At 60.2% G+C, this 11,793-nt stretch carries 11 protein-coding genes; 5 read left to right on the forward strand and 6 right to left on the reverse strand.

The features are described 5' to 3' along the window. Nucleotides 1–57: 57 nt before the first annotated feature. From MN188_RS12650 to MN188_RS12675, 6 genes are all read right to left on the reverse strand, one after another. Nucleotides 58–1,161 (reverse strand): CaiB/BaiF CoA transferase family protein, encoded by a 1,104-nt coding sequence (locus MN188_RS12650; protein WP_242109471.1) that lies wholly within the window; start codon nucleotides 1,159–1,161, stop codon nucleotides 58–60. Further along, entirely contained in the window at nucleotides 1,154–2,311 is a 1,158-nt protein-coding gene (locus MN188_RS12655; protein WP_242109474.1) for an acyl-CoA dehydrogenase family protein, read from the reverse strand. Before MN188_RS12655 ends, MN188_RS12650 begins: the two co-directional genes overlap by 8 nt. A 183-nt stretch (nucleotides 2,312–2,494) precedes the next feature. Beyond that, entirely contained in the window at nucleotides 2,495–2,740 is a 246-nt protein-coding gene (locus tag MN188_RS12660) for a hypothetical protein (protein WP_242109475.1), read from the reverse strand. 126 nt (nucleotides 2,741–2,866) lie between these two features. After that, the gene (locus MN188_RS12665; protein WP_242109476.1) at nucleotides 2,867–3,082 is read right to left on the reverse strand and encodes a hypothetical protein; all 216 of its coding nucleotides are present in this window, start codon (nucleotides 3,080–3,082) and stop codon (nucleotides 2,867–2,869) included. Nucleotides 3,083–3,208: 126 nt separating this feature from the next. Further along, nucleotides 3,209–3,424 (reverse strand): hypothetical protein, encoded by a 216-nt coding sequence (locus MN188_RS12670; protein ID WP_242109477.1) that lies wholly within the window; start codon nucleotides 3,422–3,424, stop codon nucleotides 3,209–3,211. A gap of 160 nt (nucleotides 3,425–3,584) precedes the next feature. Then, nucleotides 3,585–4,208: a CAP domain-containing protein gene (locus tag MN188_RS12675; protein WP_242109478.1), complete on the reverse strand. Its 624-nt coding sequence runs from the start codon at nucleotides 4,206–4,208 to the stop codon at nucleotides 3,585–3,587. Between the two features lie 169 nt (nucleotides 4,209–4,377). On the opposite strand from MN188_RS12675, the gene MN188_RS12680 reads away from it, so the two are divergent. From MN188_RS12680 to MN188_RS12700, 5 genes are all read left to right on the forward strand, one after another. Beyond that, nucleotides 4,378–5,712, forward strand: a complete 1,335-nt coding sequence (locus tag MN188_RS12680) for a UDP-glucose dehydrogenase family protein (protein WP_242109479.1) — start codon at nucleotides 4,378–4,380, stop codon at nucleotides 5,710–5,712. A gap of 63 nt (nucleotides 5,713–5,775) precedes the next feature. Beyond that, nucleotides 5,776–6,963 (forward strand): sugar nucleotide-binding protein, encoded by a 1,188-nt coding sequence (locus MN188_RS12685; RefSeq protein WP_242109480.1) that lies wholly within the window; start codon nucleotides 5,776–5,778, stop codon nucleotides 6,961–6,963. Then, nucleotides 6,956–7,873 carry a glucose-1-phosphate thymidylyltransferase RfbA gene (gene rfbA / locus MN188_RS12690; protein WP_242109481.1) on the forward strand — a complete coding sequence of 306 codons (918 nt, stop codon included), beginning with the start codon at nucleotides 6,956–6,958 and terminating at the stop codon, nucleotides 7,871–7,873. The genes MN188_RS12685 and rfbA overlap by 8 nt, the downstream gene beginning before the upstream one ends. Before the next feature lie 228 nt (nucleotides 7,874–8,101). Continuing rightward, on the forward strand, nucleotides 8,102–10,411 hold the full coding sequence (locus MN188_RS12695; RefSeq protein WP_242109482.1) for a glycosyltransferase: 2,310 nt from the start codon (nucleotides 8,102–8,104) through the stop codon (nucleotides 10,409–10,411). 183 nt (nucleotides 10,412–10,594) lie between these two features. Continuing rightward, the coding region (locus MN188_RS12700) for a M10 family metallopeptidase C-terminal domain-containing protein (protein ID WP_242109483.1) at nucleotides 10,595–11,793 on the forward strand (1,199 nt) is incomplete at its 3' end.

Consider the following 11,793-nt stretch of genomic DNA (forward strand, 5'->3'; position numbering starts at 1 on the left):
CCAATGCAGGCGATCGCGCATTTTGTCCGTGGTGGTGCTGGCATTGTGCAACGCGGGTCAGGTGGGTTGTGACCAGCCTTTCAACAGTTGATCGATATCCATTCCCGCGCGTTCTTCGCCAGGCCGTGCCAGTCCGGGTGTCTTGCTCAGGGCTGGAGCAGCGGCCGGTTGCACGACGCCCGCCAGGGTCGTGAATGCGCTCCGCGCTCTGTTGTGGGGATGGTGTGGGGCCTCTTTCAGGGACAGGACCGGCATTGTGCAAGCATCGCTCCCTTCAAACACTTCGGCCCAGTGATCGCGGGTTTGCATCTTGAAACGCGCGGCGAAGGCATCGCGAAGCCGGGGCCACCTTTCCATGTCCATCTGGGGCGGTAGATCCTGGCCGTCGAGACCCAGAAGGTGCAGCAGTTCGGAATAGAATTTCGCCTCAAGCGCGCCGACGGACATGAAGCCGCCACAGGCGCATTCATAGCAGCGGTAGAACGGCGCGCCGCCGTCCAGCAGGTTCGCCTCGCGCTGGTCCGCCCACAGCCCGGCCCCGTGCATCGAATAGATCATCGCGGCCAGATGCGCGGCACCGTCGGTAATGGCACAATCTACCACTTGTCCCTGGCCCGTGTGCTGCGCCGCGTGCAATGCAGCCAGCAAGCCTGCCACCAGATACATCGCCCCGCCGCCGAAATCGCCCAGCAGGTTCAAGGGCGGCACAGGCGCCTCGGCGCCGCCAATCGCGTGCAGCCCACCGCTGAGTGCGATGTAATTGATGTCATGCCCTGCGGACTGCGCCAGTGGCCCGGTTTGGCCCCAGCCTGTCATCCGGCCATAGACCAGCGCAGGGTTTGTGGCCGCAAACGTATCTGGCCCAAGGTCCAGCCGCTCCATGACGCCTGGGCGCATGCCCTCGATGAGCATGTCCGCCTTTTCTATCAGCGCTTTTGCCTGCGTCCGGTCGCCGCCATCTTTCAGGTCGAGCGTGACAAAGCCGCGGCCCCGGTTCAGCACGTCGACATTCTGTGGGATCAGGGGTTTCAACCCGGGCCGTTCGATTCGCACCACATCGGCCCCCATATCGGCCAGCCACATGGCGGCAAAGGGCGTGGGGCCAAGGCCGGCAATTTCGACCACCCGTAGATCGGAAAGGGGCCCGGTGCGGTCAGACATCCATCGACCGCGCGATCAGTTCCTTCATGATCTCGTTCGTGCCGCCATAGATCATCTGCACCCGCGCATCCGCGTAGAGCCGTGCGATCGGGTATTCCATCATGAAGCCATAGCCGCCGAACAATTGCAGGCATTCATGCATGATCTCGTTCTGGATCTCGGTGCCGTAGTATTTCGCCATCGAGGCAGTGGGCGCATCCAGTGTGCCGTCGATCAGCCCGGCGATGCCGTCATTCACGAAAGACCGCAGCACCTCGGCCTTGGTTTTGCACTCGGCCAGTTTGAACCGGGTGTTCTGGAAATCCATCACCCGCTGCCCGAAGGCCTTTCGGTCCTGCACATACTGCACGGTCTGTTCCAAGGCGAAGTCGATGGCACCGAGAGCCTGGATCGCGATCAGCAGGCGCTCCCAGGGCAGCTGCTTCATCAGCTGGTAGAAGCCCTGGCCTTCTTCGTGCCCCAGCAGGTTGGTCAGCGGCACCTTCACGTTTTCATAAAACAGCTCAGAGGTGTCGTTGGCTTTCATCCCCAGCTTCTTCAGGTTCTTGCCGCGGCTGAAGCCTTCCGCCTTGTCGGGTTCGACCACGATCAGGGACACGCCCTTGGAGCCCGCACCTTTGTCGGTCTTTGCAACCGTGATGACCAGGTCGGCGGTCTGGCCGTTGGTGATGAAGATTTTGGATCCGTTGATCCGGTACTGGTTGCCGTCCTTCTCGGCCGTGGTGCGCACCGCCTGCAGGTCGCTTCCGGTCGACGGTTCGGTCATGGCAATGGCGCCGACGATCTCGCCCGAGACCAGACCCGGCAACCAACGCGCCTTTTGCTCGTCCGTGCCGAAGGCGGTGATGTAGTGGGTCACGATGGACTGGATGCCATAGCCCCAGCCACAATCGCCGGTGCGGGTCTGTTCATAGATTGCGACCGAATCAAATCCCATGTCGCCGCCAACGCCGCCGTGTTCCTCGGGCACCGCGCCGCCCATGATCCCGGCCTCACCGGCCTTGTGCCAGAAGTCGCGGTCGACCACGCCCTGGTCCACCCAGCGTTCGATGTGCGGGGTCAGTTCGTCATCATAGAACCGGTTGACCATGTCGGCGAACATGCGGTGCTCATCGCTGGCCCAGGCGGCGGTGCGGGTGAAAAGGGACATGGGAATCCTCCATCAAGCTAGGTGACGAACGGACTATACCAGTGGTGGCAGGGGTGTGGGTGGTAACGTGGCGTTACCAGCTTGCGAAACTGCGACTGCCCGGCCGTCGGCCAGGAAGACAGGCCTGAAACGCGGAACGGCAGACGCAAGGCCTGCCGTTTCAGAAGCTTCAAGGTGCCCGTCTTACGGGACGGCGGGGCCATTGGGTTCCTCTTCGCCCGCGCCGTTGTTCGACACGGCGACGGCGATGCCGACGACGGCCAGAGCCAGCAGAGCCAGCGGCAGTGAGCCGATCGACGATCCCGCATCTTCAATGACCACAACCGGGGCGTCTTCGATGATCGGTGCGCCAGCCTGGCCAGCGAAAGCGGGGGTCATGGCGGTCATTGCGACGGCGCCAGCAGCAAAAAATCTGGTCGTTTTGTTCATTGTGTATTCTCCAACAGGCTACACAGGCTGCTGAGGGGTAAAACCACAGGCCTGAAATGAGAAACGGCAGGCGTGGCGCCTGCCGTTTCAACAACTTTTAGGCGTTCGGACAGGCCGAATGACCGCTTAGTTATCTTCGTTCTGCGAAATGGCGACGGCGATGCCGACGACGGCCAGAGCCAGCAGGGCCAGCGGCAGCGAGCCGATCGACGAGCCAGCATCTTCAACGACCACAACCGGGGCGTCTTCGATGATCGGTGCGCCAGCCTGGCCAGCGAAAGCGGGGGTCATGGCGGTCATTGCGACGGCGCCAGCAGCGAAAAATTTGGTCGTTTTGTTCATTGTGTATTCTCCAACAGGTTACACAGGATGCTGAGGGGTAAAACCACAGGCCTGAAATGAGGAACGGCAGGCGTGGCGCCTGCCGTTTCAGAAACTTTTAAGCGTTCGGACAGGCCGAATGACCGCTTAGTCTTCTTCGTTCTGCGAAACGGCGATGGCGATGCCGACGACGGCCAGAGCCAGCAGGGCCAGCGGCAGCGAGCCGATCGACGAGCCAGCATCTTCAACGACCACAACCGGGGCGTCTTCGATGATCGGTGCGCCAGCCTGGCCAGCGAAAGCGGGGGTCATGGCGGTCATTGCGACGGCGCCAGCAGCGAAAAATTTGGTCGCTTTTTTCATTGTGTAATCTCCAACAGGTTTCACAGGATGCCGACTGGCTGTCCCATCCCGCATTGTTTTGCACAGTTTTTGGGGCTAGAAAAGCCTCTTGTACCCATTGGCGAAGGATCGCCAATGGAAACTTGGGGTTGTGGTCACTGTGCCACAGTCCGTCGCATGCTCAACCCGCGAAATTCTGTGTCAGATAAACTGTGCCACAATGCTGCGCGGATTTATCCAGGGCGCCGGCGCTACCCATCATGCGCACTTTGCGGTTCAGGATGTTCGCGCGGTGGCCTTTCGACGCCATCCAATACGCCACTGCCGAGCGCGCCAGGCTGTGGTAGCTGTGTGGTGTCACCGCTGCGCCACTGGGGCGCTTGAAGTTGCAGCTGGCCGCGTCCCGGATGATGAACATCTGATTGTCGATCTGGTAATAGTGCAACATGCTGATGTTCTCGCCACCATTGCGGAATTTCACGCCGGACCGCTTCAGGCGCTGTGTTGGCGTGGTCGAAGACCGGTGCGACACCGTGCTGGTGCGCGCCATCCAGTCACTGTGACCCTTGGCGGTTGAGCGCAGCCGTGGTTCGGCGATCAAGGCCTTCAGGCCATGCCGGCAGCGCTCATAATTAACTTCGGCAAGAATGGCAGCATCCAGAAGCTTCTGATTGATTCGCCCCCGCGGCACCATGACTTCACTGCCCGAGATCTGCACACGGCTGCAGCCCGCCGAAGCGGAGGTGGCGGTTAGTGTCATCGCGCCAAAAGCAAGCGCGGCCAGAAGTTTCAGATGCCTGTTCATGGTAGCTCTTTCCCGATTGTTCTTCGGGTTACGAAATGAACACTCAAGTCTGGCAAAGTTTTGGCAGATTGGTTCAATTTTGGAAACACTGCGTTGACAGCATCGGCGGGATGCCGCATCCCAAGACTATCCCAGTTGCGTAAAGACGAATGATTACAAGGGCAGGCAGATGAAAATTGCGATGATTGGCACCGGGTATGTCGGACTTGTATCTGGCGTTTGTTTTTCGGATTTTGGCCACGAGGTCATCTGCGTGGACAAGGATCCGGGCAAAATTGAGATGCTGAATCGCGGCGAAGTGCCGATCTACGAACCTGGCCTGGATGAACTTATGGCGAAGAATGTCGCGGCGGGGCGACTCAGCTTCACCGGCGACCTGGCCAAGGCGGTGCGCGAAAGCGAAGCCGTGTTCATTGCGGTTGGCACGCCCACCCGGCGCGGTGACGGTCATGCCGACCTGACTTTTGTTTATGCCGCCGCCGAGGAGATCGCCGAGGCGATGGACGGCTACACAGTGGTTGTCACCAAATCGACCGTGCCGCTTGGCACCAACCGCAAGGTTAAACAGATCATCCACAAGACCCGGCCCGAAGCCGAGTTCGATGTCGCCTCGAACCCCGAGTTCCTGCGGGAAGGTGCGGCGATTGACGACTTCATGCGCCCCGACCGGGTCGTGGTCGGCGTCCAAAACGAGCGCGCCTCCGAAGTGATGGACGAGATTTATCGCCCGCTGTTCCTGCGCGATTTCCCGATCGTCACGACGGATTTGGAAAGCGCAGAGATGATCAAATATGCGGCGAATGCTTTTCTCGCTGCCAAGATCACCTTCATCAACGAAATCGCCGCGCTGTGCGAACGGGTCGGCGCCGATGTAAAACAGGTGTCGAAGGGCATCGGCCTGGACGGGCGTATCGGCAACAAGTTCCTGCACGCTGGTCCCGGCTATGGCGGCAGCTGTTTTCCCAAGGATACGCGCGCGCTGGCGCGAATCGGGCAGGAACACGGTCTGCCAATGCAGATCACCGAAGCGGTCATCACCGTGAATGATGAGATGAAGCGGCGCATGATCGACAAGATCATGGACCTGTGTTCAGGAAGTGTGAATGGCAAGACCATCACGGTTCTGGGCGTGACCTTCAAGCCCAACACTGACGACATGCGCGATGCGCCCAGCCTGACGATCATTCCTGCGCTGGTCGGGAACGGGGCAAAGGTTCGTGTGGTCGATCCTCAGGGTCTGTCCGAGGGCGAAGCGCTTCTGCCCGGCGTGCACTGGTTCGACGATGCCTACAAGGCGGCACAGAATGCCGACGTCGTTGTTCTGCTGACCGAATGGAACGAGTTCCGAGCGCTGGATCTGAAACGTCTGGCCAAGCGCATGGCGACCCCGCGCATGGCCGATCTGCGCAACATCTATTCGCCCCGTGACGCGAAACGCGCGGGCTTTGTCGCCTATACTGGCGTGGGTCGGGTTGGGTTCGAACTGGAGTCGGACGCAGACTAGCGTTTTTTTCCTCCCAAGACCTCGGTTCTTCGGGTTTTGCTAAGCTCCCGCTAACCAATTGCGGTGAAAGTGCTGACCATGCAGGTCGAGCACACACATCTTGAAGACGTCAAAATCGTCACTCCACCGCGCCACGCCGATGTGCGGGGTTACTTCTGTGAAGCATTCAACGCCCAGGCCTTTGCCGACGCGGGGTTGCCGACCGGATGGGTGCAGGAAAATCTGTCCTTGTCTGCAGTCCCCGGCACGCTACGCGGGCTGCACTGTCAGGCGTCCCCTCGAGCGCAGGATAAACTCGTGTCAGGCCTGCGTGGTGCGATCCTGGATGTGGCAGTGGAAGTGCGCGTCGCTCTTGATGCAGGGCACCATGTGGTGACCTGTGATGCGTTGACCTATGCGGGCAGCCTCGACAATTTGACGAACCTGCCGTCCGCCGCGCGTCACACCTTCGTGCACGGTGATATCCGCGACGCGGGAACGGTGGCGACGACCCTGGCGAGACATCGCCCCGATACCATCCTGCATCTTGCCGCCGAAACCCATGTCGACCGTTCAATCGACGGTCCGGCGGCTTTCGTCGATACCAACATCACGGGCACTGCGGTCCTGCTCGACGCCGCGCGCAGCTATTGGGCGGGCAGGGGCCGGCTGCCTGACTTCCGGTTTCTTCACGTTTCGACCGACTACGTGTTTGACGGGCGAGGGGATACGGCCTTCAGGCCGCCCGGCTCACCCGCCCCGCTTGGTGCATATGGACGCTCGAAACTGGCGGGCGAACACGCAGTTCGCGCGGCCAATGGCCCACATGTGATCCTGCGCACCTCTTGGGTGTTCTCCGAGCACGGCCGCAACTTTGTGCGCACGATGTTGCGGTTGGGGCAGACGCAGGACGCCCTGGGCGTGATTGACGATCAGATCGGGGGCCCAACGCCCGCGACGGACATTGCCCAGGCCTGCATGAAAATCGCCGCCGCGCTGATCTGCGATCCCGGTAAAAGCGGGACCTATCATTTCGCGGGCACGCCTGACGTAAGCTGGGCAGGGTTCGCCCACGAAGTGTTTGATCAGGCCGGGCTTGACGTCGCGGTTACACCGATCCGGAGTGTTGACTATCCAACCCCCGTGCAACGCCCAGCGAACTCCCGCCTCTGTTGTACAGGTATTGCGACGACTTTAGGTATCGCCAGGCCGGACTGGCGCGCCGGATTGGTCACAGTTCTGACAAAAACAGGTGAGGTGGCCCATGAGTAACCGCAAGGGTATCATCCTGGCAGGCGGGTCGGGTAGCCGGCTGTTCCCGGTCACCATGGGGCTGTCGAAACAGCTCATGCCGGTCTATGACAAGCCGATGATCTACTACCCCCTGTCGGTTCTGATGATGGCCGGGATCCGGGAGTTGGCGATCATAACCACCCCTGACGACCGCGCCATGTTTCGACGGCTTTTGGGTACCGGACGTCATTGGGGCATCAAACTGACCTATCTGACCCAACCCACGCCAGACGGGTTGGCCCATGCCTATGTCGTTGCTGAGGATTTCCTGGACGGTGCGCCCTCGGCGATGGTTCTTGGCGACAACATCTTCTTCGGTCACGGGTTCCGGGATGCGTTGCAGTCCGCCAACAGGCCTGGCCCCGGCTGCACGGTCTTCGGCTATCACGTCTCGGACCCGGAACGCTATGGCGTGGTCGATTTCGACGCATCGGGGCGTGTGCTGTCGATAATCGAAAAGCCTAAGAACCCACCGTCCTCCTATGCCGTCACGGGTCTTTACTTCATGGATGGATCAGCCCCGGAACGGGCCGGTCGCATCCAGCCATCCGCACGGGGGGAGCTTGAGATTACGGAACTTCTTTTATCCTATCTTGAGGAAGACCTGCTTCAGGTCGAACACATGGGGCGCGGGATTGCCTGGCTGGATACCGGCACCCATGGCAGCCTGCTGGACGCCGGAAATTTCGTTCGAACGCTGCAAAAACGGCAGGGTATGCAAACCGGTTGCCCGGAAGAAATCGCGTTTGAACAGGGATGGATCAACGCGGAAGGCCTGCGAAAACAGGCAGAGATCTACGGCAAGAATGACTATGGCCGATATCTTCTGGGTCTGCTGGACGATCAGGGGACCGGTCGCAGGCAGCCAGTCGCGAACCACGGACGATAACCCCCACATCGCACGAACCAGCGGAGTTGTTCTTTGTTGCGCACAGCTTTTCATCTTCTTTCACGATACGTCGACTTGCACATGGCCGAACCCAGTCCGGGCTTTGCGCTGTTCGATCGAACCGGGCAGGCGATAGGACAGGTCGAGTCTGTGTCCTGGTTGTCGCATGGCGTGACAGTTACAGGCTGGGCGAAAGCGGCCAAGATATGTGTGACTGGCACAGGCGGGATGACAACCGCATGTCCTGACCAAGTCCGCGCGGATGTGGATGCGGTGCACGGCACATCTGAGCGGACCGGCTTCAGCCTGACCCATACCGGCGACGACCGGGCTCTGACATTGGCAGTGATCCAGGCGAACGGCGACCAAATCGACGCGCCACTGCCACGGTTAAGCCAGCGCCGTCGTGCACTTGCGCAGTTGAGGTTGCTCTTGGGTTTCACCCGGCGCGCGGTTCGTGCCGCGCCACTTGCCTGGCGCGTTTGGCGCAGAGGAGACACGGCGCTGAAGGGACCGCTGAAGCGGGTGCTGGGACTGGAGGTGTCGAGCACCACACATGTCCTTGCAGCAGACATGTTTCAGGACCAAGCGCTTCAGCCGCTTCCCTCACAAACGATCAGCATCATCCTTCCCGTTCATAACGCGCTGGACCTGCTGCCCGAGGTGCTGGACCGAGTGATGCGTCACACGGATCTGCCGTTCCGCCTGATCATCGTCGAAGATGCCTCGCCTGACCCGGGCGTGCGTCCCTTCCTGCAAGACTTTGCATCGCGCCACCCCGAAAAGGTCGAGTTGATTGAAAACGCGCAAAATCTGGGTTTCATCGGTAGCGTGAACCGGGCGTTCGAACGCGCACAAGCACATGGCGATCACGTGCTGTTACTGAATTCGGACGCCTTCGTCCCAGAGAGTTGGGCCAACCGGCTGTTCCGCCCGATCTTCGAAGATGCACGGGTCGCGACGGTGACCCCGATGTCAAACGATGCCGAACTGTTTTCAGTACCGTTTCCGTGCACGCGCCGTGATTTGGAGCCGGGCCAAGGCGACCGCATCGACGCTGTCGCCCGAACTTTTTCCAGCGCGCTGCCGTTGGTCGTGGCGCCGACCGGGGTCGGGTTTTGCATGGCCATCAATGCCGCGTTCCTGGGAAAGATCCCCAAATTGGATGAGGTTTTCGGGCGCGGGTATGGTGAAGAGGTCGACTGGTGCCAAAAGGCCCGCGCCCTTGGCGGGCGTCATCTGGGCCTGCCGAACCTGTTTGTTGAACATCGCGGCGGGGTGTCGTTCGGGTCGGCGGAAAAACAGCGACTGATCCGGACGAACAATCAGGTGATCAGCAAACGCTACCCACACTATGACCGCGAGGTGCAGGCGTTCGTGCGGCAAGATCCGCTGTTCTCGCCCCGCATCGCACTGGCGATGGCATGGTTGGGGTCGGCAAGCACTGACCGGGTGCCGATTTACCTTGCCCACGCGATGGGCGGAGGGGCCGAGATCTACTTGCAACGCCGGATCGCGCAGGACCTTGGCCGGATGCCGGGGGTCGTGGTGCTGCGCGTCGGAGCCAGTGCGCGGTGGCAGGTAGAGTTGCGGACCGAGGGAGCAACGGCAACAATTCAGAGTGACGAGACCGGGTATGTGCTCAAGCTGTTGGAGGCGCTTCCTTGCCGCCAGATCGTATACTCCTGCGGAGTTGGTGATCCTGACCCGGTCACCCTTCCCGATCTTCTGCTAGACATGAAACGTGGCGATGACCGGCTAGAGGTTCTGATGCATGATTTCTTACCAATCAGCCCGTCCTATACCCTGCTGGACCACGACAATACTTACCGCGGTCCAGTCACCCCAGGTCGCGACGACAAGGCACATCAAACCGTGCGCCCGGATGGCTCCCAGGTGTCCCTTTCCGAGTGGCAGGATGCCTGGGGTCGGCTGATACGGGCGGCGGATGAGGTCGTGACCTTCTGTCGTGATAGCGCGATGCAGGTCACCGCAGTTTGGCCTGACGTGCAGACCACGCTACGCCCGCATGATTTGCCAAGTGAGAAGGTGACTATTGGCGTTTTGGGCAACATCGGTCTTCACAAGGGCGCCGCGGTTGTTGCGGGGTTGGCCGACGCGCTGATAAAAGTGGCGGATGCGCGCCTCGTTGTGGTTGGAAACATCGACCCAGCGTTTCGCCTGCCAGCAACTAGTCTCGTGCATGGGACCTATGACTCCTCGCAGTTAACGCAACTTGTGTCGCGCTATGGCATAACCCACTGGCTGATTCCGTCGATCTGGCCAGAAACATTCTCCTATACGACGCATGAGGCGCTTGCGACGGGGCTTCCGGTTCACGCTTTCGCGCTGGGTGGGCAGGGCGAAGCGGTCGCAGCCGCGCCAAACGGCCACCTGGTTCCCTTCGATCCCGATGGGGATCTTGTCAGAGCGGTTCAACGCAACATCTTTGGGCAGGAGAGTGTCCACGCCGAGCGGCGGACTTTTTACGACCAAAACCAAGAAGATGTTAAGCACTCTGCAGTTTTTCGGGGGTGAAGTAGGACCTCAAAAGCATGAACGAGGCAGGTTGAAATCCAGACCTGTGGGGGCGGAGCGCGCGCGTTTTAGCCGCCCCCTTCGCGAAGCGGTAACCACGTTCCCAATCTCCTGCACAGCGGTCACAATTTCGCCCCGAACCGTCGCAATCCTTCCGATAGCGTGAACCAGTAGGACTGCAAGATGAACGAGTTACGCAAGGCCACCCGGTATTGCAACACAACGGATACTGCCGTGATCGAACAAGTAAATTCCTATGCTTCCTTGCCTGTCTATACGATGGACCAGATCGCGGACAACCTGACGACGGGGTATTGGAGCGATCTGGCAGATGACTGGCCGGGTATCACACCCGCCAAGTTCAACGTGTCGACTGGGGGCAGTCTGAGCTACGACGTGTCCGCAGTGGGCAGCGATGCGATTTTCTTCATCGATGCCGCACTCGAAGCCTGGTCGAATGTGACCGGGATCGAATTTGTGATCACGACCTCGCAAAACGCCGATATCACCTTTGTCGATGACGATCCCAGCGGAGCCTATTCGACCTCAATGACCTCAGGAGGGAATATCCTGTCGTCGACGGTCAACATCCCCCCCGCGTGGTATTCCGGCGACGAGGGCGAATTGGACAACTACGCTTACCAGACCTTCCTGCACGAAATTGGGCATTCTATCGGACTGGGGCACGCCGGGTACTACAATGGATCGGCCAATTGGAGTGCCAATGGCAGCGGCAGCAATCACTACTTGAACGACAGCTGGCAGGCGACAGTGATGTCGTATTTCGACCAGCGGGAAAATGCGTATGTCGGCGAAACCAAGGCCTATGTGATGACCCCGATGGTGGCCGATGTCCTGGCCATTCAATACCTTTATGGCACCCCGGGCACACAACGCACCGGCGACACCGTGTATGGCGACAACTCCACCGCGGGTGGATTCATGGACGACCTGTCGGGCCTGGCCCGATCCGTTGCCTGGACGATCTATGACAACGGCGGCATCGATACGCTGGACGTCAGCGGCTCTTCAGCCAATCAGGTGGTGAACCTGACCTCCGAAGTCGCATCAGACATTTGGGGCGCAGCCGGAAACCTGTTCATCGCGCGTGATACACTGGTCGAAAACGCAATTGGCGGCACGGGTGACGACATTCTGAACGGCAATGCCGTCGACAACGTTTTGTCTGGTGGGGATGGCGGCGACATTTTGAGCGGTAGCGGTGGGGCGGACACGCTGTATGGCAATACGGGTCAGGATGTTCTTTTTGGCGGTGCTGGTGCGGATATTCTGGTTGGTGGGGCAGGCGATGACGTTCTGGACGGCGGGGCGTCGACGGATCAGTTGATGGGGGGTGCCGGGGCCGACGTGATGGACGGGGG

The sequence above is a fragment of the Aliiroseovarius subalbicans genome (genome assembly GCF_022678625.1).
Lineage (GTDB): Bacteria > Pseudomonadota > Alphaproteobacteria > Rhodobacterales > Rhodobacteraceae > Aliiroseovarius_A > Aliiroseovarius_A subalbicans.